General features: G+C 71.0%; 14 protein-coding genes. 6 read left to right on the top strand and 8 right to left on the bottom strand.

The genetic code is table 11. The features are described from left to right. Positions 1-202: 202 nt before the first annotated feature. From NS3_RS18410 to NS3_RS18390, 5 genes are all read right to left on the bottom strand, one after another. Complete coding sequence (locus NS3_RS18410) at positions 203-3,628, bottom strand: translation initiation factor IF-2 N-terminal domain-containing protein (RefSeq protein WP_067861276.1); 3,426 nt, start codon at positions 3,626-3,628, stop codon at positions 203-205. A gap of 506 nt (positions 3,629-4,134) precedes the next feature. Continuing rightward, entirely contained in the window at positions 4,135-4,551 is a 417-nt protein-coding gene (gene ndk / locus NS3_RS18405) for a nucleoside-diphosphate kinase (protein ID WP_067861274.1), read from the bottom strand. A gap of 10 nt (positions 4,552-4,561) precedes the next feature. Then, positions 4,562-5,023 (bottom strand): DUF4233 domain-containing protein, encoded by a 462-nt coding sequence (locus NS3_RS18400; RefSeq protein WP_084495723.1) that lies wholly within the window; start codon positions 5,021-5,023, stop codon positions 4,562-4,564. Beyond that, positions 5,020-6,390 (bottom strand): bifunctional tetrahydrofolate synthase/dihydrofolate synthase, encoded by a 1,371-nt coding sequence (folC, locus tag NS3_RS18395; protein WP_067861351.1) that lies wholly within the window; start codon positions 6,388-6,390, stop codon positions 5,020-5,022. Before folC ends, NS3_RS18400 begins: the two co-directional genes overlap by 4 nt. Positions 6,391-6,494: 104 nt before the next feature. Further along, positions 6,495-9,176: a valine--tRNA ligase gene (locus NS3_RS18390; protein WP_067861272.1), complete on the bottom strand. Its 2,682-nt coding sequence runs from the start codon at positions 9,174-9,176 to the stop codon at positions 6,495-6,497. 530 nt (positions 9,177-9,706) lie between these two features. Between NS3_RS18390 and NS3_RS18385 the strand changes: the two genes are divergently transcribed. After that, complete coding sequence (locus NS3_RS18385) at positions 9,707-10,492, top strand: AAA family ATPase (protein ID WP_245649681.1); 786 nt, start codon at positions 9,707-9,709, stop codon at positions 10,490-10,492. 54 nt (positions 10,493-10,546) lie between these two features. On the opposite strand, the gene NS3_RS18380 is transcribed toward NS3_RS18385, so the two are convergent. Together NS3_RS18380 and NS3_RS18375 are read right to left on the bottom strand one after the other, a co-directional pair. Next, positions 10,547-11,509: a YegS/Rv2252/BmrU family lipid kinase gene (locus tag NS3_RS18380; protein WP_067861270.1), complete on the bottom strand. Its 963-nt coding sequence runs from the start codon at positions 11,507-11,509 to the stop codon at positions 10,547-10,549. Continuing rightward, positions 11,509-13,083, bottom strand: a complete 1,575-nt coding sequence (locus NS3_RS18375) for an FAD-binding oxidoreductase (RefSeq protein WP_067861348.1) — start codon at positions 13,081-13,083, stop codon at positions 11,509-11,511. The genes NS3_RS18380 and NS3_RS18375 overlap by 1 nt, the downstream gene beginning before the upstream one ends. Positions 13,084-13,244: 161 nt before the next feature. Here NS3_RS18375 and NS3_RS18370 point away from each other — a divergent pair, with 161 nt between their 5' ends. Next, a complete protein-coding gene (locus NS3_RS18370; RefSeq protein ID WP_245649680.1) occupies positions 13,245-13,862 on the top strand; it encodes a TetR/AcrR family transcriptional regulator in 618 nt (205 codons plus the stop codon). A gap of 88 nt (positions 13,863-13,950) precedes the next feature. Then, complete coding sequence (locus NS3_RS18365; RefSeq protein WP_067861268.1) at positions 13,951-15,513, top strand: glycerol-3-phosphate dehydrogenase/oxidase; 1,563 nt, start codon at positions 13,951-13,953, stop codon at positions 15,511-15,513. 16 nt (positions 15,514-15,529) lie between these two features. Here NS3_RS18365 and NS3_RS18360 read toward each other — a convergent pair whose 3' ends face one another. Then, positions 15,530-16,054, bottom strand: a complete 525-nt coding sequence (locus NS3_RS18360) for a GNAT family N-acetyltransferase (RefSeq protein ID WP_067861266.1) — start codon at positions 16,052-16,054, stop codon at positions 15,530-15,532. Positions 16,055-16,352: 298 nt separating this feature from the next. Between NS3_RS18360 and NS3_RS18355 the strand changes: the two genes are divergently transcribed. From NS3_RS18355 to fdhD, 3 genes are all read left to right on the top strand, one after another. Beyond that, complete coding sequence (locus tag NS3_RS18355; protein ID WP_157101411.1) at positions 16,353-18,764, top strand: FHA domain-containing protein; 2,412 nt, start codon at positions 16,353-16,355, stop codon at positions 18,762-18,764. Positions 18,765-18,850: 86 nt separating this feature from the next. Further along, positions 18,851-21,169 (top strand): FdhF/YdeP family oxidoreductase, encoded by a 2,319-nt coding sequence (locus NS3_RS18350; protein ID WP_373865320.1) that lies wholly within the window; start codon positions 18,851-18,853, stop codon positions 21,167-21,169. Then, positions 21,166-22,005 carry a formate dehydrogenase accessory sulfurtransferase FdhD gene (gene fdhD / locus NS3_RS18345; protein WP_084495721.1) on the top strand — a complete coding sequence of 280 codons (840 nt, stop codon included), beginning with the start codon at positions 21,166-21,168 and terminating at the stop codon, positions 22,003-22,005. Before NS3_RS18350 ends, fdhD begins: the two co-directional genes overlap by 4 nt. Positions 22,006-22,088 lie beyond the last annotated feature (83 nt).

Raw genomic sequence — 22,088 nt, 5'->3', positions numbered from 1 at the left:
GCTCGTGTCTTCTCCGATGTCTGTCTTCCCCATCGGATAGCACTTCGGGCGCGTCGGCATCATGCGCATCGCCAGGCAGCGACTGGTCAAGGCTAGCAGAAGGGCTCCCGACTACCCAATTCGCGGTACCGGCAACCCCTCGGCCACCCTGCCGCCGGACCGGTGGCGGCGCGCCCGCAGGCCCACCGCCACCGGGACGGACTCAGTTCGGCGCGTCCACCGGCGGGCCGGCAGGACGGCCCACCGCACGGCGCCGCGGCCGTTCCCGGGGCAGCACGACCGGCTCGGGACCGTCGTCGAGGACCGGCGCCGCGGGCGCTTCGCTGCCGGAGACCACGAACACGGCGGGCCCGCTGTCGGTCGAGAGCGCGCCCTTGGTCCGGGCAACCCGACGGCGACGGGGCTGCGATGCCTGTTCGGTCGCCGTCTCGGCCACCGCGGCGGGTGCCACGGCCACGGGAGCCTCGGCCGCCGCGGCGGGTGCGACGCCCGGCTCGGACTCGGCAGCGGTCGCCGGTTCGCCCGTTGCGGCCGATTCGGCGGCGAGGCTGCCCTCGTCGGTCGATTCGGCGGCGGTGTCCGCCCCGACGAGAGCGGCGGCCGGAGTCTGCTCGACCTCGACCTCCTCGACCTCCGCAGTCTCGACGTCGGGCACGGTCGTCATCGCATCGGCACCGGACTCGACGGATGCCGCCGTCTCCGCCGCTTCGGCTTCCGCCTGCTCGGCAGCGATCACGGCCTCGGCCTCGGCCGCCGCGGCACGAGCCGCCTCACCGCGCCGCGACCGCCGCCGCGACCGGCTCGGCTTCTGCCCCGCCTGCTCGGCGCCATCCGCGGCAGACGCGGTCTCCTGCGCCACAGCGGTCTCGGTCGACACCACGGCATCGACGTGCTCGGCGCCATCCGCCGGGGACGCGGCCTCGCCGGGCTCATCCGACTGATGCGCAGCCATCGCCAGCGCGACCGGATGCGCGCGCCTGACCGCGGCCTCCTCCACGGGCTCGGCGAGATGCGGGACGACGCCGTTGGTCGCGGCAGCGGCGGGCGCGGCCTTGTCCCGGCCGCGCCGACGCCGGGTGCCGCTCTCCCTGCGGCCGGCGGCGTCCTCGGACTGCGCCAGCTCCACCGGGTAGTTGTGCACGATGAGGCCGCGGCCGTGGCAGTGCTCGCAGGTGGTCGAGAAGGCCTCCACCAGCCCGGTGCCCAGCTTCTTGCGGGTCATCTGGACCAGGCCGAGTGAGGTCACCTCGGAGACCTGGTGGCGGGTGCGGTCGCGGCCCAATGCCTCGGTGAGCCTGCGCAGCACCAGATCCCGGTTGGACTCGAGCACCATGTCGATGAAGTCGACGACGATCATGCCGCCGATATCGCGCAACCGCATCTGGCGCACGATCTCCTCGGCCGCCTCCAGGTTGTTCCTGGTGACGGTCTCCTCCAGATTGCTGCCCCCGGAGCCGGTGAACTTGCCGGTGTTGACGTCGATGACGGTCATGGCCTCGGTGCGATCGATCACCAGGGTGCCGCCGGAGGGCAGCCACACCTTGCGATCCAGTGCCTTGGCCAGCTGCTCGTCGATGCGATACGCCTCGAAGACGTCGACACCGTTGTTGCCCGGGCCGTCGTTCTCGTGCCGCGACACCCGCGCCAGCAGGTCGGGGGCGACGGTGCGGATGTAGTTCTCCACCGTCGTCCAGGCGCGGTCGCCCTCGATGACCAGCTTGGAGAAGTCCTCGTTGAACAGGTCACGGATGACCTTCACCAGGAGGTCGGGCTCCTCGTAGAGGGTCTTCGGCCCGCCGCCGTCCTTCTTGGACTGCTCCTCGATGGCACGCCAGGCGGTCTGCAGCCGTTCGACGTCACGGGCCAGTTCGGCCTCACTGACGCCCTCGGAGGCGGTACGGATGATGACGCCCGCGTCGGCGGGAACGATCTCGCGCAGGATCTCCTTGAGCCGCTTGCGCTCGGTGTCGGGCAGCTTGCGGCTGATGCCGGTGGAGGTGCCGCCGGGCACGTAGACCAGGAAGCGTCCTGCCAGGCTGATCTGGGTGGTCAGGCGCGCGCCTTTGTGTCCCACCGGGTCCTTGGACACCTGCACCAGGACCTGGTCGCCGGGCTTGAGCGCCTGCTCGATCTTGCGTTCCTTGCCGCCCAGGCCGGCGGCCTCCCAGTTCACCTCACCGGCGTAGAGCACGCCGTTGCGGCCGCGGCCGATGTCGACGAAGGCCGCCTCCATGCTCGGCAGCACGTTCTGCACCTTGCCGAGGTAGACATTGCCCACCATCGACGGCGCACCGGTGTCGGTGACGAAGTGCTCGACGAGGATGTTGTCCTCGAGCACCGCTACCTGGGTGATGTTCGGATTGTCGGGGAAGTTCTTCTCCCGGACGACCATGACCCGGTCCACTGCCTCCCGGCGGGCCAGGAACTCCGACTCGGTCAGGATCGGCGGACGCCGCCGTCCGGCTTCGCGCCCGTCGCGGCGACGCTGGCGCTTGGCCTCCAGCCGGGTCGAACCGGTGATGCCCTGCACCTCGTCGATGCTCGCGCGGCCGCGCGACTTGTTGCGCGGTTCGCGCTCGTGCACGACGGTGTTCGGCGGATCGTCGTCGGCGAGCTCGGGCTCACCGTCCCCGCCGACCTTGCGGCGCCTGCGACGGCGCCTGCGACGAGTGGACCCCTCGGCCGTGTCGTCGGAATCCTCGGACGCCTCGGCGGTGTCGCCCTCGTCGCCGGATTCGTCGGCGTCGGCCTCGTGATCGGCGTCGGTGCTCGCCTGATGGGCATCGTCGGCGATGTCGGCGTCGGATTCCTCACCGTCGGTGTCCCGACCGTCGCGGTCCTGGTCGTCGCCGTCGTGCTCGTCGGTCTGATCGCCGTCGTTCTGCTGCTCACCGCGGCCACGACCCCGGCCGCGACGACCGCGACGGCGCCTGCGCGGCTGACCGTCGGCGTCATCGTGCTGCTCGGCATCGCGGCGCTGGTCCTGCTCGGTGTCGTCGGTCTCGGGCGCGGAGGGCACCGCCTCGGTCTCGACACCGATCTCGGCGGCGGGTTCGGCAGCCTCCCGCTCGGCGCGACGACTGTCCCGCTCGGCGCGGCGCTTCTTGCGCAACTGCTCGGCGGCCGTGGCGTCCGGCGGCAGGAACAGCGGGGCGGCCACTTCGGCGGGCGGCTGGAAGGCCACCGGCTCAGCGGCGGGCTGCGGCGCGGGCGCGTGCGTGAACAGTTGCGCGCCGCCGGAGCGGTGCTCACTCGGGGTGTCGGTGCGTTGCGCCGGCTCGGGCGCGGAGAACAGCAGACCCGGTTGCGCGGGTGCTGCCCGTTCCGGCTCCGCCTGCGGTGCGGCGGCCGCACCGGTCCCGGCCTCGCCCGCCGCGGCTCCCGTCGCCGTCGGCGCGGCGGCCTCGGCTTCGGCGTCGCCGGCGACCAGCGCGTCACGCACGGATTCGGCAACCGCGCGGTCCACATTGGACTGCACGCTGCGCGCCTCTGCGCCCAACTCGCTGAGCTTGGCGAGGATGCGTTTGCTGGTCACTCCCAGCCGTTTGGCAAGTGCGTGAACTCGGATTCGCTCCGGCAATTGATCGGCATCCTGTGATGTTGTGTCCAGCGGCTCTTGATCGGCCACGAAGTCTCCTCGGACCCCCGGGCGCGTTCCAGTCCACGACTGTGACGCGGCCGACGCGGGGGCACTGTCCGTACACCTCGCGTCGTCGACGCGAGGTCCAATGGTCTCGCCCCGCGTGCCCGGTTGTCACCTGGTTCTTCGTCGTTCGGGCTAACTGGTCACGCGGCGCCTGGCTGTTGGCTGAACTCCACGGAACGAGCGCTCATCCAGCGTGCCGACGCGGACTCCCGCACCCTCGAGCTATCGGGTGTGAGCGTCCGTGGCAGCGATGATCGGCATCGAACCGTGGTGTCATCCGGTCACCGTCGTCACCCACCGCTCGCGCATCCGCGCGAACCGTCGGTATCGACGACGACCACTACCAGTATCCCATACACCGCGCTCGTACCCTGCCATCGGCGCACAGACGAACGAATGCCCGGAGGTTGCCGCCTGGTCCGGCGGCCGGGAATACGCTCGTGGCGGCGGGGTTTCCCCGCCGCCACGAGTACCTACGACGGTCGGAATCAGATCGGGAACGAAGGGAACCAGAGGCCGATCTCGCGCTTGGCCGACTCGGGCGAGTCCGAGCCGTGCACCAGGTTGTACTGGGTCTCCAGGCCGAAATCGCCCCGGATGGTGCCCGGGGTGGCCTTCTCCACCGGGTCGGTGCCGCCGGCCAGCTGACGGAAGGCCGCGATGGCGCGCGGGCCCTCGAGCACGGCCGCGACGACCGGGCCGGAGGTGATGAACTCGATCAGGGAACCGAAGAACGGCTTGTCGGCGTGCTCGTCGTAGTGTTCGCGAGCCAGTTCCTCGGACACCTGCTTCAGTTCGAGGGCGGCGATCGTCAGGCCTTTGCGCTCGGCCCGGGCCAGCACCTCGCCGACCAGGCCGCGCGACACGCCGTCCGGCTTGATGAGTACCAACGTCTGCTCAGTCACGGCGCACAGCCTAACGACCCGCTTCGCCGAGCCGCTGACTGGGCAGTAACCCCTGGTCCATCCGGCGCTTCACCTCGCCGCGCAGGATCAGGACGAACGCCCATACCAGCAGGAACAGCACGCCGATGACCAGGATCGACAGGTGGAACAGACCGCCGATCAGCACGAGCACCTGCAGGCCGAGGTTGTAGGCCAGCGCCCAGGATCGCCCCTGCAGCCCGGCGCCGAGGATCATCGCCAGCGCTACGCCGACCAGGTAGGTGCCCGACACCCAGGTGATCCCGCCGCCGAGATCCGCCACGATCGGCAGCGCGAGCAGCACCACGATGGATTCCAGGACCAACGTGCCCGCCATGACGCCGCGCAGGCCCTTCCACGGGTCCGGTGGCGCCGGCACGTCGGCGGGACGGCCGGGCTGGTCGGGTCGGTCGGGCTGGTCGGGCTGGTCGGGCTGGTGCTCTGCCGAGCTCATGCCGGCTCCTTTCCGAACAGGGCGCGGGCGGCTCCTGCGGTGACCACCGAACCGGTGACCACCACCCCCGCTCCGGAGACCATCTCACCGCTGTCCGCGACGTCCTCGGCGAGGGCGATGGCGGTCTCCAGCGCGTCCGGCAGGGTCGGCGCGACGACGACCCGCTCGTCACCGAAGCGCTGGACCGCCAGATCGGCCAGGATGTCGAGATCCAACGCACGCGGGGAACCGTTGCTGGTCACCACGATCTCGTCGAACACCGGTTCCAGCGCTTCCAGGATGCCTGCGGCGTCCTTGTCGCCGAGCACCGCGATCACCCCGACGAGTTTGCGGAAGTCGAACTCGGTGCCGATCGTCTCGGCCAGCGCCCGCGCCCCCGCCGGATTGTGCGCGGCGTCGATGAAGATGGTCGGCGCGCTGCGCATCCGTTCCATCCGCCCTGGGCCGGCCACCGAGGCGAAGCCCGCGCGCACGGCCTCCAGGTCGAGTTGGCGTTGGGCGCCCGCCCCGAAGAACGCCTCCACCGCGGCGAGGGCGAGCGAGGCGTTGCGGGCCTGATGCTCACCGTGCAGGGGCAGGAAGATCTCGTCGTACACACCGCCGAGGCCCTGCAGCGTCAGCTGCTGACCGCCGACGGCGACCCGCCTGGCGAGCACCGTGAACTCCGAGCCCTCGCGTGCGACGGCCGCGTCCACCTCGACGGCACGACGCAGCAGCACGTCCATGGCCTCGGGTTCCTGCCGGGCGATCACCGCGACGGTGTCGTGCGGGACCAGGCTCTCCTCGGCGCGCTTGATGATGCCCGCCTTCTCCCCCGCGATGGAGGCGAGGTCGGGGCCGAGATAGTCGGTGTGGTCCAAGCCGATCGGCGTGATCACCGCGACTTGGCCGTCGATCACGTTGGTCGCGTCCCAGGTGCCGCCCATCCCGGTCTCCACCACCGCGACATCGACCGGCGCTTCGGCGAAGGCCGCGAACGCCATGCCGGTGAGCACCTCGAACTTGCTCATCGCGGGTCCGCCCGCCGCAGCGGATTGCTGGTCGATCATCTCGACGTACGGCTGGATCTCGCGATAGATCTCGACGTACCTGGCCGGGCTGATCGGCGCGTTGTCGATGCTGATCCGCTCGGTGGCGAGCTGCAGGTGCGGGCTGGTGATCCGGCCGGTGCGCCGGTGCAGCGCGGTGAGCAGCGCGTCGATCATCCGGGTGACCGAGGTCTTGCCGTTGGTGCCCGCGATGTGGATGGCCGGGTAGGACTGCTGCGGCGAACCGAGCAGATCCATCAGCGTGGAGATCCGGGCGAGCGAGGGCTCGATCTTGGTCTCCGGCCAACGCCGATCCAGTTCGGCCTCGACCAGCGCCATCTCGGCGAGATCGACAGGCGAGGGACCCGAGCCCAGACGGGTGGCCCCGGACTCGTCGTGGTACTGCGGCTCCGGTTCCGGGTTCGCGCCCGTGTCGTCGTCGCTCACTTGGCCCCCAACTCGGTGAGCCTGGCACCGATCCGCTCGACCTCGGCGGCGGCGACGTCGCGGCGCCCCTTGATCTTGTCCACGACCGCTTCGGGGGCCTTCGCCAGGAATGCCTCGTTGCCGAGTTTGGCCTCGGTGGTCGCGAGTTCCTTCTGCGCGGCGGCCAGGTCCTTCTCGAGGCGCTTGCGTTCGGCCTCGAGGTCGACCGTGCCCGAGGTGTCGACCTGCACGGTGACCGTCGCGCCGCTCAGGCGCACCTCCACCTCGGCGGTGGCCGAGAAATCCGGGCCGGGTTCGGTGAGCCGGGCGAGGTTGGCGACGGCGGGGGCCAGCGCGAGAAGGTCGGCCTCGGCCAAGCCGATCAGGGTGGCGGCGACCTTCTGCTTGTCCGCCAGGCCCTGATCGCTGCGGAAGCGGCGGATCTCGGTAATCAGGCGCTGGGCGTCGGCGATCCGGCGCGCGGCCACAGGATCGGCGGTCTCGGTGCCGCGCCGCGGCCACGCCGACACCACCACCGACTCGCCGCCGGTCAACGCCTGCCACAGCGATTCGGTGACGAACGGGATCACCGGATGCAGCAGGCGCAGCACCGCGTCGAGGACATTGCCGAGCACCGTTCGGGTGGTCGTGGCGCGCGCACCCTCCTCGGCGAACTGGACCTTCGCCAACTCCAGGTACCAGTCGCACAGTTCGTCCCACGCGAAGTGGTAGAGCGCCTCGCAAGCCTTGCCGAACTCGTAGGCGTCGAAGGCCGTGTCGACCTCGGCGAGCACCTCGTCGAGCCGGTCCAGGATCCAGCGGTCGGCATCGGTGAGGCTCGCGTGACTCGGCAGCTCACCCGGCGCGGCGCCGTTGAGCAGCGCGAACTTGGTGGCGTTGAACAGCTTGGTGACAAAGCTGCGCGAGGCCAGCGCATGCGATTCGCCGACCGAGAGATCACCGCCCGGCTGCGCGCCCCTGGCCAGGGTGAAGCGCAGCGCGTCGGCGCCGTAGGAGCGGATCCAGTCCAGCGGGTCGATGCCGTTGCCCCGCGACTTGGACATCTTCTTGCCGTGCTGGTCGCGGATCAGACCGTGCAGGAAGACGTCCTGGAACGGCACCTGCGGCACGCCCGGGGCCTTGCCCGCGGTGAGCGCGGCGTCCTCGGAGACGTACATGCCGAACATCATCATCCGGGCCACCCAGAAGAACAGGATGTCGTAGCCGGTCACCAGCACGCTGGTCGGATAGAACTTCGCCAGCTCCGGGGTGGCCTCGGGCCAGCCCATCGTGGAGAACGGCCACAGGCCGGAGGAGAACCAGGTGTCGAGGACGTCGGGGTCCTGGATCCAGCCCTCGGGCGCGGTCTCGTCGGGGCCGACGCACACCACTTCGCCCTCGGGTCCGTACCAGATCGGAATCCGGTGGCCCCACCACAGCTGGCGCGAAATGGTCCAGTCGTGCATGTTGTCGACCCACTCGAACCAGCGCGGCTCCTGGCTCGCCGGATGGATGGCGACCTGACCGTTGCGCACGGCGTCGCCCGCGGCCTTGGCCAGCGACTCCACCCTGACCCACCACTGCATCGACAGGCGGGGCTCGATCGCCTCGCCGGAGCGCTCGGAGTGCCCGACGCTGTGGATGTAGGGACGCTTCTCGGCGACCACGCGGCCTTCCTCGGCCAGCCGCTCGCGCACCTTGACCCTGGCTTCGAAACGGTCCATGCCGTCGAATTCGGTGCCGGTGCCCGCGATCCGGCCGCGCTCGTCCATGATCGTCGGCATCGGCAGCTGGTGCCGCACACCGATCTCGAAGTCGTTGGGGTCGTGCGCGGGAGTGATCTTCACTGCGCCGGAACCGAACTCGGGATCGACGTAATCGTCGGCCACGATCGGGATCTGCCGTCCGGTGATCGGATGCTCGAGCGTGGTGCCGATCAGCTTCTGATAGCGCGGGTCCTCGGGGTGCACCGCCACGGCGGTGTCACCGAGCATGGTCTCCACGCGGGTGGTGGCCACCACGACGTGCGGTTCGTCGTCGTTCAAGGAGCCGTAGCGCAGGGAGACGAGCTCGCCCTCCACGTCCTCGTGTTTGACCTCGATGTCGGAGATGGCGGTGCGCAGTTCCGGCGACCAGTTCACCAGGCGCTCGGCGCGATAGATCAGGCCGTCGTCGTAGAGGCGCTTGAAGATGGTCTGGACGGCGCGCGAGAGGCCGTCGTCCATGGTGAAGCGGTCGCGGCTCCAGTCGACGCTGTCGCCGAGGGCGCGCATCTGCCATTGGATCGAGCCGCCGGATTCGTGCTTCCAGTCCCACACCTTCTGCACGAACAGCTCGCGACCGAAGTCCTCTTTGGTCTTGCCGTCGGCGGCGAGCTGCTTTTCCACCACGTTCTGGGTGGCGATGCCCGCGTGGTCCATGCCGGGCAGCCACAGCACCTCGTAACCCTGCATCCGCTTGCGGCGGGCCAGGGTGTCCATCAGCGTGTGGTCGAGGGCGTGGCCCATGTGCAGGGTGCCGGTGACATTCGGCGGCGGCAGCACGATCGAGTACGCGGGCTTGCCGGAGCCTGGGTCGGCGGTGAAATAGCCCGCGCCTACCCAGCGCTCGTACATCTCGGCCTCGACGACGCCGGGATCCCAGCTCTTGGGGAGGGCGGCGGCACGATCATGCGAGTTGTCAGGGGCTGCGCTGGTCACCCCGTGATCCTATCGGGGGCGTGCCAGGCGATTATCCGACCCTCTCGCGCCGGGAGGACCGGGCGGGTGCGGACAGGAAGAGGGCGGAGTCTTCGGTGGATGAGGGACACCGAAGACTCCGCCTCTGTGGCCTAGTTTAGCGCTTCTACCGGCCGGTAGTCTCCTTCCATAAGCAATTCTCAGGTTCGCGGCCCAAGGCCTCTATCGGCTGGTTTCGCCACCAGCGGCGTCGGCGCCCGATCGTGACCGATCACACCTTTCCGAGGGCTCGCGGTGTCATCGCGTCGGCGCGGGCAGGAGCGCGGAACACCCGGCTCCCTCCGCTCGTCGCCGACCGGAAGCACCCGCGCAGGCACCGCCCGCCCGCCCGGGGCGCGTCGCTAAAGGGCACGAATGCCGTTGCCGCCCTTGCCTACCTGCTCGGATCGAGGCGAAAACCATTACTCCCACGCACGTCGGGGGCGAATCACACTGGCGAATCAGGGTTTTCCCGGTTGCCGAAACGGCCGGGACACAGGAATCTGGAAGAGGTGAACCCCCCGCTCGACGCGACACCCCTGCATGCCCCCGCCCCGCGAGCCACGCTCGTCGGACCGGCGGCGCTGGCTCCCTTCGCCGTCCACGACCTGCGCGCCGCCGCCCCCCACCGGGAGGACGCGCGCGGTGGTGATCTCGGGAGTCGCGGGCCTGGCATCGGCGAACCCGGCGGGCGCGAGCCGATCGCGGACGACCTCCACGACGCGATCGCCCGGTTGCGGTATCCCCGGACGGCCGCCCTGGTGTTCGCCGGAGTGCCCGGCGCGGGCAAGAGCACGGCGCTGCTGCGGTTCTTCGGCTCGGGCGCGACCGAGCTGCACCCCCCGACCGGTCCGGACGGCCGGGTCGTCATCGACTCCCAGCACGCACGCAATCGCTGGACCAGACGACTGCACCGGCTGCCGTATCCGCTGTGGCGGCCGGTGGTGCAGATCGCGCACTTCGCGACCATCCGCCGGGCGCTGCGCTCCGCGACCGGGCCGGTGATCATCCACGACTGCGGGACGTTCCGCTGGAGCAGGCGGCTGATCTCCCGCTGGGCGAGCGCGCACCGCCGCAGCCTGCACATCGTCATGATCGATGTCGCGCCACCGGTGGCCAGGGCGAGTCAGGCGCGGCGCGGCCGTCGCAGCAGCGGCCTGTTCTTCGACCTGCACTGCCGACGATGGGCCGAACTGGTCGGCGCGGTCACCGACTCCGCGCCCGCGAGAGCGGCCTCGGTGATCATCGCCGATCGCACGGCGATCAACCGGCTCACGGCGATCACCTTCGACCTCTGAACCGGACCGGCCACGCGAGCCGGCCCGGTCCGCCGGATCAGGCCGTCCGCCGGATCAGGGCACCAGCACGGTCAACGCCCGCGGTACCGCGCGCAGCGTCACCGGCAGGGTTCCCGCGGGCTCGCCGTCGACGGTGGCCGGCGCCCCCGGTGAGGCCACCGTGACGGCGGCGGCGCGGTACTGGGTGACAGCGGGGTGGTCGACCCGCTTGCCCGCCGAGAGCGCGGGCAGCAGCCGCAGCATCGACAACCGCGAGACCGCGCCGACGACGGTGACGTCGAGATAGCCGTCGTCCATCTCGGCGTCCGGGCAGATCAGCATGCCGCCGCCGTAGGTGCGGGTGTTACCGACGGCGACCATGACCGCATCGGTCTCGATCACCGTGTCGCCGGAGGGATTGTCCAGCGCGCCCACGGCGACGCCGGACAATTCGATCCGATACGGCAAGCCGATGCCCTTGGTGATCTCGGCCAAGGCCGCGAAGGTATAGCGCAACGGACCCTTCGGCCACCGCATTCTGTTGGCGTGCAGGGTGACTCGCGCGTCGAACCCGGTTCCCGCCACAGTGGCGAACCACATCGGCGAGCCCGACGCGCCGACCGGGGCGATCTGCCCGAGGTCCATGACCCGGGTGCGTCCGCCCAGCACCACGCCGACCGCGGCGGCAGTGTCGCCGACGGGTACGCCGAGTTCGCGAGCCAGGTCGTTGCCGGTGCCGCTGGGCACCAGGCCGAGCGGGACGCCGGATTGCGCGAGCGCTTCGAGCAAGGCGCAGGCCAAGCCGTCGCCGCCGACGCTGACCACCACGTCCGGGCGGGTCGTCGATTCGCTCAGCGCCGCGCGCACCTGTCGCACCGCGTCCGCCGCCGACCGCGCGTGGACCTCGGCGACCTCGACGCCGCCTGTGGCGAGCCCGGCGAGCGCGGCATCGGCGGCGTCGTGTCCCCTGCCGTGACCGGCTTGCCGGTTGGCCACGACCAGCACCGATCGCGGCGCCGGGTAGTCGCGAGCGCTCATCAGATCAGCTTGCCGGGGTTGAGGATGCCGACGGGGTCGACTTCACGCTTGATCGCGGTGAGCACCCGGACGCCGAGCTCACCGATCTCCTCGGGCAGCCAGGCCCGGTGGTCGGCACCGACGGCGTGATGGTGGGTGATGGTGCCGCCCACCCGGACGATGGCTTCGCTCGCGGCGCTCTTGGCCTTCGTCCACTGCTCGATCGGCGTGCCGAGCGCCTTGGCGACGACGGTGAAGTACAGCGACGCGCCGGTCGGATAGGTGTGCGAGATATGGCACATGACCACCGGCGGCGTGCCCTGGCCGCCGAGGGATTCGGTGAGCGCGCCGGTCACCGCGGATTTCAGCTCGGCGACGTTCGACCAGGTGGTCGCGGTCTCGAGCGTCTCGCACAGCACCCCGACGTCGAGCAGCGCGTCCCGCAGATACGGCGCGGCGAAACGACCGTGCTCCCACTGCCGCGCGGGCTCCTGGCCCAGGTCGCGTCCGCCGGCCGCGCGCAGCATCTCCTCGGCCAAGGTCCGGCGGGCGGCCACCGCCGCGGCGCTGCCCTCGAACACGGTGATCGCCAGGCAGCCGTGCACCGGTTCGCCACCGATGTCGCCGGACCGGGCCAGGTTCAGCCCGGTTTCGACCTCGTCGGACAGGCGGAGCACGGTCGGCGCCATGCCGGACTGCACGACGGTGCGCAGGGCGAGCGCGCCTGCGGCGAAATCCGGGAACGACCACGCCTGATGCACAACGGTTTCCGGCACCGGATGCACCCGCACGGTGACCTCGGTGATGACGCCGAGCACCCCTTCCGAACCGAGGAAGACCTCACGCAGATCGGGTCCGGCGGCAGAGGCGGGGGCCCGGCCGAGATCCAGTTCGCCGCTCGGCGTGGCGATCCGCAGCCGCTGCACCATGTCGTCGAAGCGCCCGTAGCCCGCCGACGCCTGACCCGAGGACCGGGTGGCGGCGAATCCGCCGATGCTGGCGTATTCGAAGCTCTGCGGGAAGTGTCCGAGCGAGAAGCCGTGCGCGGCGAGCAATTCCTCGGCGCGCGGACCGGTGAGCCCCGGACCCAGCGTCGCGGTGCCGCTGAGGGCATCGAGGGCGAGCAGTTCGTCGAGCCGGCGCAGGTCCAGCGCCACGACCACCCGGAAGCGTCCACGCACCGGGTCCAGACCGCCGACCACGCTCGTCCCGCCGCCGAAGGGCACCACCGCGATGCCGTGCTCGGCGCAGTGCGCCAGCACCGCGAGAACCTCGTCGTGATCGGCGGGGAAGACGACCGCGTCGGGGGCGTCCTGCGGACCTTCGGTGCGGCGGCGCAGCAGATCGAGCGCACTCTTGCCACCCGCGTGCCGAAGCCGGTCGCGGTGGTCGACGCTGACCCGGTCAGCACCTACCACCGCGGCCAGGCCGCTGTGGTCGTCGGCGGTCAGCGCCGACGGACGCAGTGGCACCTCGCCCTCATCGCGTCGCGCCACCGCGTCGCCGGAGATCCCGAACACCTGCCGCAGCAGGCCGCGGATCTGCTCCGACAGCGGCTTGTGCCCCGCCGGATCGCCCCAGGCGTCCCACACCATACTCGTCGCCCGTGCGGGCGCGCCGGAATTCGCGACCCGGATCGGGTCCTCGCCTGTGTCGTAAGTCTCGGCCATGCGTTACAGTCTTACATAGAATGTCAAGCAGTAACTGAGCAAGTAGTAGCAAGTAGTAACTGAGCGACCTCCGGTGGTGACCGCCTGTGCCCGATGCCGATCTGTCCGATCTCTCCGACCCGTCCGGCCTGTCCGCGATCGACCTGGCGATCTTCGACGCGGCGCGAGCCTGCGTGTCCGAGTTCGGGGTCCGGCGCACCACCCTGACCGAGGTGGCACGCCGAGCGGGCGTGAGCAGGCCGACGGTCTACCGTCGCTGGCCCGACACCGGGTCACTGGTGGCCGAACTGCTCGTACGCGAACTGCGCGAGATCCTGATCTCGACCACCCCGGACGGCGGCGACGCCCGGGCCAGACTGGTCGGCTCGGTGGTGTCCGGCGCGGCGACGGTGCGCTCGAATCCGTTGTTCGCCAAGATCTTCCGCACCGACACCGACCTCATGCTCACTTACGTCTTCGGCAGGCTCGGCCGCAATCAGCGCGCGTTGGTCGAGTTGTTCGCGGACGGTATCCGCGACGGTCAGCGCGACGGCTCCATCCGCGCGGGGGAACCGATCCAGCTGGCGGCGATGCTGCTGCTCATCGCCCAGTCGGCGGTGCAGTCGGCCGGGATGGTCGCGAGCCTGCTCCCGCCCGCCGAACTCGACGCCGAGCTGCGGCGGGCTCTGGACAGCTACCTGCGCCCCCTCCCGAGCGGCGCGTGATCTCCGCGCCGGGCCGGACCTGCCCGCAGCGGCTTTCGCTCGGCAACACGATCGAACGGCCGCGAGCGTCGTTCAGAAAGGCAGTGCGATGACGAACACAGGGCACTCCCACGGTGATTCGGCGCTGAATGCCGAGCGGCGGACGCGGGAACTGCGCGAGCTCGGCGATCTCGGCACGGTCGATGTGCTCGTGGTCGGTGGCGGGGTGACCGGCGCGGGCGCGGCCCTGGACGCGGCGTCGCGCGGCTTGCGAACGGTGCTGGTGGAACGGCGGGATCTGGCGTTCGGCACCAGCCGGTGGAGTTCCAAACTGGTGCACGGCGGTCTGCGATATCTGGCGAGCGGCAAGATCGGGATCGCACGCGAAAGCGCCGTGGAGCGCGGAATCCTGATCGAATCGGTGGCGCCGCACCTGGTGCGGCCCTTGCCGCAACTGGTGCCGTTGCTGCCGGGGCTGGGGCGGCCCCAGGAGGCGCTGATCCGAGCCGGGTTCGTGGCCGGCGACGCCTTGCGCCGTAGCGCGGGCACGTCGGTGGCGACGTTGCCGCGGTCTCGACGGGTGGCGGCCGCCGAGGCGCTGCGGCTGGCGCCGACCGTGCGACGGGCGGGGCTGCGCGGCGGCCTGCAGGCATGGGACGGGCAGCTGGTGGACGACGCGCGACTGGTGGTCGCGCTGGCCCGGACCGCCGCTGCCCACGGAGCGCTGGTGCTCACCCGGGTGGCCGCCGAGTCGATCTCCGGCGACGGCGCCGTCCTCACCGACACGCTCACCGGTGAATCGCTCACCGTGCGAGCGAAGGCCGTGATCAACGCGACCGGCGTGTGGGCCGATCAACTCGACCCGAGCATCGAGCTGCGGCCCAGTCGCGGCACCCACCTGGTCTTCGACGCCGCGGCCTTCGGCGGGCTGAGCGCCGCGCTGACGGTGCCCGTGCCCGGCAGCATCGGGCGGTTCGTCTTCGCGCTGCCCGCCGCGCACGGCCGCGTCTACCTCGGTCTCACCGACGAGGACGCGCCGGGCCCGGTGCCGGACGAGCCCGAGCCCACCGAAGCCGAGATCGACTTCCTGCTCGACACCGTCAACCCGGCGCTGCGCGCGCCGCTGACCCGCGCCGACATCCGGGGCAGGTTCGCGGGCCTGCGGCCGCTGCTGCGCACCGACGACGGCAGCACCGCCGACATCTCCCGCGAGCACGCCGTCCTGCGCTCGCCGACCGGGGTGTTCACGGTGGTCGGCGGCAAGCTCACCACCTACCGCCGAATGGCCGAGGACGTCGTCGACGCCGCCGTCACCGCGACCTCGCTGCCCGCCGCGCCCTGCCGGACCAGGACATTGCCGCTCACCGGTGCGGTCGCCGGGGCGGCCCGCGACCGTATCGCCGCCCCGCCGATCCTCATCGAGCGCTACGGCTCCGAGGCCGCCACCGTGCTCGCCCTGGCCGAGAGCGACCCCGCCCTCGGCTCACCCGTCGCCCCGGGAACGGACGTGCTCGCCGCGGAATTCGCCTTCGCCCGCACGCACGAACTCGCCCTCACCGCCGACGACCTGCTCGATCGCCGCAGCAGGATCGGGCTGGTCGCCGACGACCGTACCGCCGCCCTCGCCGCCGCCGAATCGGCACTCGGCGAACGCCGCACCGCCGGAGGCTGATCCTGCGCGCGTGAGGTCACCCGGCGATCCAGGACGCGACCTCGGCGCGCATGCAGGTGCGCGGCCAACGCTGCAGACCGTGCGCGGCTTCGGCGGCGCACACGGCCCGCAGGCCGGGGGTCTGTTCCTCGGCCGGAACCGCGCGGAAGCCGAGCCTGGCGTAATACGGCCCGTTCCAGGGGACTTCGGTGAAGGTGGTGAGCGTGACCGCGGGCAGGCCGCGCTCGCGTGCCCAGTCGACGAGATGGTCGATCAACTGCTTGCCGAGCCGGCGGCCCCGCTGCTCGGGACGCACCGACACCTGGTCGATATGGGCGTTGCCGTCGACGATGTCGGCGACCAGATAGGCGACGGGCCGGTCGATGTCGTCGATCACCCAGGCCCGGCCCGCCCGGACATAGGACTGCAATGTCTCCGGGCTGGGTGGTTCGTCTTCGGCGATCTCGGTCATTCCCAGCCGGGCGAACGGTTCTCCGGCGTCACGCTCGATTTCCCGGAGATCCGGAATATCGGCCTCGACTGCCTCTCTGACACATGCCACCGGTCCAGTGTCGTCGGTGGCCGGTCCTCACCCAACCGGATAGCCGACGAATATTCCCGTGGCCATCGACTTCGGCCGCGGCAACCGGTGACCGGGAACATATCCGCGATCGGCAGCGGTAGGCGGATGCTATCGCCGCCTCGGGTGAAATCCCCTGCGCTGTCCATGATTTCCGGGGCATACGGTTCGCTGTGTGACTATTGGGGTCCGGTATGACCGATCTTCTCCGCCGGGCGGCCCGGTGCCGCGAAATTCACTATCCTGGACCGCGTTGAGGCGCGGAAAAGGAGGTTGCCGGGTGGGTAAGACCCCGTCGACGGTTGGCATCGCACCTGGTGCGGGACTGGTCGCACGCTTCGGGACGGCGGTGGTGTATCTGGCCGAAACGGATTCCGCGGAACTGGTTCTCGATGCGGTCGAAGCCGAAGCCGACGGCGAGCACCCCGGCGCCGCGATCGCCCGGCGACTGGCGGGCGTGGTCTTCGGCGGCGGCGCGGAACCACCGGCCTTCGGTGTGGTCGCCCCCACCGAGGACGGCACCGTCGTCCTCCTGCGTGGCAAGGTCTTCGCCCAGATCCTCGGCGCCGAAGGCCCGCGCTCGCTGTCCGGCGCCCGGGCGTTCACCTGGGTCGACGAGATCGTCCGCGAACCGGTGCGCCGGATCCGCGTCGGTGACGACAACGGCGAACCGCTGCCCGTGCACCCGGCCACCGACCTGCGCGCGGGCATCGTCACCGGCTCCGGGTTCGAACTCCGCGTCGGCATCCGCCGGACGGAAGCGACCCGCGATCGCAGCGAAGCGGCAGGCGCCTCCGCCTCTCCCCCGTCGAACTCCCCTGTGGACGGCGGTGGCCCGGCTTCCGCCGTTCCCGTGCCGACGCCCTCGAGCGCCGCGGTCTCCTCGACCGGGCCCGCCGCGGCATCGGCGGCCTCGCGCCGTGCCGCCGCGCCGAACGAGTCGGCGGCCCCGGCTCCCTCGTCCGAGGTTCCGGCATCCGGAGTGGCGCCAGCTCCCGGGTCTCCGGTTCCCGCCTCGGCACCTGCGTCGGCAACGCCCGGGGCCTCGGCCACCTCCTCCGAGACGTCGGTTCCGGCATCGCCCGCTTCGGCACCCACAGCATCGGCACCGGCACCGGCACCGGTGGTCACCGAGGCAACCGACGTCCCGTCGTCGAGGTCCTCGACGCCCGCAGCGAAATCCACCGCGTCGACGTCGCCGGAGTCGGAGAACCCGGCTGCGACCGCAGAGGAAGCCTCGACGGCGAAGCCTGATTCCGCGGAGTCGTCTTCCGGCGAAGCGAAGGCCGGGCAGCCGAAGACCACCACCGCATCGACGGCCTCGGCATCAACGGCCTCGACATCGACGGTCACGACATCAACGGTCACGGCATCGACGGTCACGGATGAAGCGGTCGCGAAGAAGACGGTCGCGGAAGGCAAGTCGCCCACCGCGACCTCGGCCGATTCCGCCACGCCGCGTTCCTTGCGCGCCTTCGGAGCGGCCACCGGCGCGCGAAGTTCCGCAGCACCGGGCATGTCGGCCGCCACCTCGACGCGGCCCGCACCGACGTCGGACCCCTCGGCGTGGCTGACCACCCCCGATTCCGCCGACGGTGCCGCTACGTCCGTCGACTCGCGGACGGTGACGGGGGCGCGGACGGCGGCGGAGAAGCAGGAAACCGAACCCGACGCGGCCTCCGACGCCGACACCGCCGGCCTCGGCGCGCGCGCTGTCGTCCCGGGCCGCTCGACCTCCGCGTCGAACACCGGCTCCCGGCCGATCGCCGCGCCCGCGGTCGGTGGCGCACAGCCGACCGGACCCGGCTCGCGTCCGGCAGCGGCATCGACCGGCTCGGGTGCCCGCCCGAGTTCGCTCTCGGCGACCAGCAGCTCCGGGCCCACCGTCACCGACTCCCGTTGGTCCCTGGCGCGCGATTCGGATTCCTCGGCGAAGGACCAGGTGTCCGGACGATCCGGCGGCGCCGGTGAATCCGCGGCCTCGAACACCGAGGATCGCCCGGTCGCTGCGACGACGCCGTCGGAACCGGGGACTGCCGAACCGACCGGCCCCCGCACCGCCGACCTTCCGGCTACCGCCCCCGCGGGTTTCGACGCACTCGCCGGCGATAACGGCCGTGGCCGCGACACCGCCCGCCGCCCGGTCACCGCTTCGCCGACGGCCTGGTCGGAGACAGAGGATCCCGCGCGCCCGGACTTCTTCGCCGCGCACCCCGGCACGCACCAGACCCCCGCGAGCGCCCCGGGACCGAACTACACCGGCTCGCATCCCTCCGGCCCGAACCAGTGGGGGCGGGTCGTTCCGCTGCGGCCGCAGACCCCGCCGGAGCCGCCGGGCGCGCTGGTCTTCGAGGATGTCATCTACCCGCTGGACCGCGCGTATGTGGTCGGCCGCAACCCCTCCGGCGACGAAGCCGTCCGTTCCGGCACGGCCGCGCCGCTGACCCTGCCGCGTGACCGGCACGTCTCCCGCGTGCACGCATACGTCACCCTCGAGGGCGGCGTGGTCTACGTCCGGGATGCGGGCACCTCCGGCGGCACCTATATCGCCGCACCGGGCACCGAGCAGTGGACACGGGTCGGCGACACGGCGGTAGAGCTGGCGCCGGGCTGGCGGATGCGGCTGGGCCAGAAAATCCTCACCCACCGGCCGCCCACCCGTCCACTTGCGGCCTACCCACGGCGCTACTGAGACCTGGCTCACAACCGAGCGCGGAACCCGGTCCTACGATGCATCGAACGGGCGTCGCCGAGCGCCCCGCCGAGGCGGAGAGGACAATGAGGGCCATGCATCGCCAGGGACCCACCGAGGACATCGACGAGTCCGAGCTGACAGTCTCGTCGCCGAAGACCCAGGCAGCGGGCCTCACCGCGGTGGCGGTGGCGCTGAAACGCTCGGTCGAGGAGATGGGTGTGGTGCGCACCGCCCGGACCCTGGCCCGGGTGAACCAGGTGCACGGTTTCGACTGTCCCGGCTGCGCCTGGCCGGAGCCCACCGGCCACCGCAGACCCGCCGAGTTCTGTGAGAACGGCGCGAAGGCCGTGGCCGAGGAGGCCACCCTGCGCACCGTGACCCCGGAGTTCTTCGCCGCGCACCCGGTCGCCGAACTGGCGGAGAAGTCCGGATACTGGCTCGGTCAGCAGGGCAGGCTGACCCACCCGATGGTCCTGCGCCCCGGCAACACCCATTACCACCCGATCCGGTGGGAGGAGGCCTACCGCCTCATCGCCGACGAGCTGCGCGCTCTCGATTCCCCGGACGAGGCCCTGTTCTACACCTCCGGTCGCACCGCCAACGAGACCGCGTTCCTCTACCAGCTGCTCGTACGCAGTTTCGGGACGAACAATCTGCCCGACTGCAGCAATATGTGCCACGAATCCTCGGGCACCGCGCTGATCTCCTCCATCGGGATCGGCAAGGGCTCGGTCACCATCGACGATTTCGGTGCTGCCGATCTCATCATCGTCGCGGGCCAGAATCCGGGCACCAATCATCCACGGATGCTCAGCGCGCTGGCAGGCGCGAAGGCCGCCGGCGCGCGGATCGTCGCGGTCAATCCGCTGCCGGAGACCGGTCTGTTCGGTTTCCGCGACCCGCAGTCCGCCCGCGGCCTCACCACCGGTGTCGACCTGGCCGACGACTTCCTGCAGATCCGTCTAGGCGGCGACCTGGCGCTGTTCCAGGGCTTGGGCAGACTGCTGTTCGAGGCCGAGGACCGCGCGCCGGGCACCGTCGTCGATCGCGCGTTCGTCGACGCCAGTTGCGCGAGCTTCGAGGAGTACGAGGCCCACGCCCGCACGGTCGACCTGGACGTGGTGCAGGTCGCGACCGGTCTCACCCTGGAGCAGCTGCGCCACGCCGCCGACCTGGTCGCGCGGTCCCAGCGCATCATCGTGTGCTGGGCGATGGGCCTGACCCAGCACAAGCACGCCGTCGCCACCATCGAGGAAGCCGCCAATGTGCTGCTCATGCGCGGCATGATCGGCAAGCCGGGGGCGGGGCTGTGCCCGGTGCGCGGGCACTCCAATGTGCAGGGCGACCGCACGATGGGCATCTGGGAGAAGGCGCCTGACGCCTTCCTCGACGCCCTCGACCGCGAATTCGGCATCACCAGTCCCCGCGAGCACGGCTTCGACACCGTCGAGGCGATCAGGGCGATGCGCGACGGTAGGGCGAAGGTGTTCGTCGGGATGGGCGGCAATTTCGTCTCCGCCACCCCGGACACCGAGATCACCGAGGCGGCGCTGCGCAGTTGCTCGCTCACCGTGCAGATCTCCACCAAGCTCAACCGCAGCCACGTCGTGCACGGGCGCACCGCACTGATCCTGCCCACTCTCGGCCGCACCGACGAGGACGTGCACAACGGGGTGCGCCGCTCGGTGTCGGTGGAGGACTCGATGTCGATGGTGCACCTGTCGACCGGGCGGCTGAAGCCGGTCAGCGATCAGCTGCGCAGCGAGGTCGCCATCGTGTGCGATCTGGCGACGGCATTGCTCGGCTCCGATCACCCGGTGCCCTGGGCGCGGTTCCGCGAGGACTACGACGCCATCCGCGACGCCATCTCCCACGTCGTCCCCGGCTGCGACGACTTCAACACCCGGGTCAGGCAGCGCAACGGCTTCGTGCTGCCCCATCCCCCGCGCGACAGCCGCGAGTTCTTCACCACCACCGGCAAAGCCAACTTCGCGGTCAACGAGATCGCCTGGATTCCGGTGCCCGAGGGCAGGCTGGTGCTGCAGACCCTGCGCAGCCACGACCAGTACAACACCACCATCTACGGCCTCGATGATCGCTACCGCGGTGTGCGCGGCGGACGCAAGGTGGTGCTGATGCACCCCGACGACATCACGGGTCTCGGTTTCGCCGACGGCGACCTGGTGGACCTGGTCACCGAGTGGACCGACGGCATCGAACGGCGGGTGCGCGGCTTCCGCATCGTCGCCTTCTCGACCCCGCGCGGCAATGCCGCGGCCTACTACCCCGAGACCAATCCGCTGGTGCCGCTCGACCACGTCGCCGAGCGCTCCAACACCCCCGTCTCCAAGGCCGTGGTGATCCGGCTGGAAGCCCATCTACCCGACGGAGAGGGCGCGTGAGCGGACGGGTCACCGCCCGGCGGCGGATGCTGCGCCTGTCCCCCACCGGCGAAATCCGGCGTCAGGACACGCTGGCGGTGGAGGAGCCACTGGAGATCCGGGTGGGCGGGCAGCCGCTGACGGTCACGATGCGCACTCCGGGCAACGACATCGACCTCGTGCACGGTCTGCTGCTGAGCGAGAACATGATCGGCTCGCCCGAGGATGTGGTCAGCGCCCGCTATTGCGCCGGCACCGACGAGCAGGGCCGCAACACCTACAACGTTCTCGATGTCGAGCTGCGGGTGCCCGCGCGAGTGCACACCCGGCACCTGCTGACCACCGGCGCGTGCGGGCTGTGCGGCAAGACCGCGCTCGACGAGGTCCGCTCGAACAGCCGCTTCCCGCAGCCGGATCCGGGCCCGTCCGTCACCCCCGAAGTGCTCGCGCGGATGCCGCTCACCCTGCGGGAGAACCAGTCGGTGTTCGACGCGACCGGCGGGCTGCACGCGGCGGGCCTGTTCACCGCCGACGGCACGCTGCTGGCCGTGCGGGAGGACATCGGCAGGCACAATGCCGTCGACAAGGTCATCGGCTGGGCCGTGCGGGAGAACCGGGTACCCGCCGCGGATCTGGTGCTCATCGTCAGCGGTCGGGCATCCTTCGAGCTGGCGCAGAAGGCGGTGATGGCGGGAATCCCGCTGCTGGGCGCTGTGTCGGCGCCCAGCTCGCTGGCAGTCGATCTGGCCGTGGAAACCGGCCTCACCCTGGTGGCCTTCCTGCGCGGGGAGACCATGAACATCTACAGCGCCGCACACCGGGTGCGCGTCACCGCCGCCGACACCAGGTCGGCGTGAACTCTTCCGGGTAACTCGCCCGGCCCGCATTCCCCGCCGGGCCGGGCGAATCCGTCGCGGCCCCCACCCGAGGGGGTCGCGAG

The sequence above is a fragment of the Nocardia shimofusensis NBRC 100134 genome (genome assembly GCF_001613125.1).
GTDB lineage: Bacteria > Actinomycetota > Actinomycetes > Mycobacteriales > Mycobacteriaceae > Nocardia > Nocardia shimofusensis.
This window is presented reverse-complemented; position numbering and strand designations above follow the sequence as displayed.

Bases quoted from the DNA above. Each gene is read 5' to 3' on its own strand.
- NS3_RS18375 (WP_067861348.1), bottom strand. From the start codon at position 13,083: ATGGTGTGGGACGCCTGGGGCGATCCGGCGGGGCACAAGCCGCTGTCG.
- NS3_RS18365 (WP_067861268.1), top strand. From the start codon at position 13,951: ATGACGAACACAGGGCACTCCCACGGTGATTCGGCGCTGAATGCCGAG.
- NS3_RS18400 (WP_084495723.1), bottom strand. From the start codon at position 5,023: ATGAGCTCGGCAGAGCACCAGCCCGACCAGCCCGACCAGCCCGACCGA.
- folC (WP_067861351.1), bottom strand. From the start codon at position 6,390: ATGGCGCTGGTCGAGGCCGAACTGGATCGGCGTTGGCCGGAGACCAAG.
- NS3_RS18350 (WP_373865320.1), top strand. From the start codon at position 18,851: ATGAGGGCCATGCATCGCCAGGGACCCACCGAGGACATCGACGAGTCC.
- NS3_RS18380 (WP_067861270.1), bottom strand. From the start codon at position 11,509: ATGAGCGCTCGCGACTACCCGGCGCCGCGATCGGTGCTGGTCGTGGCC.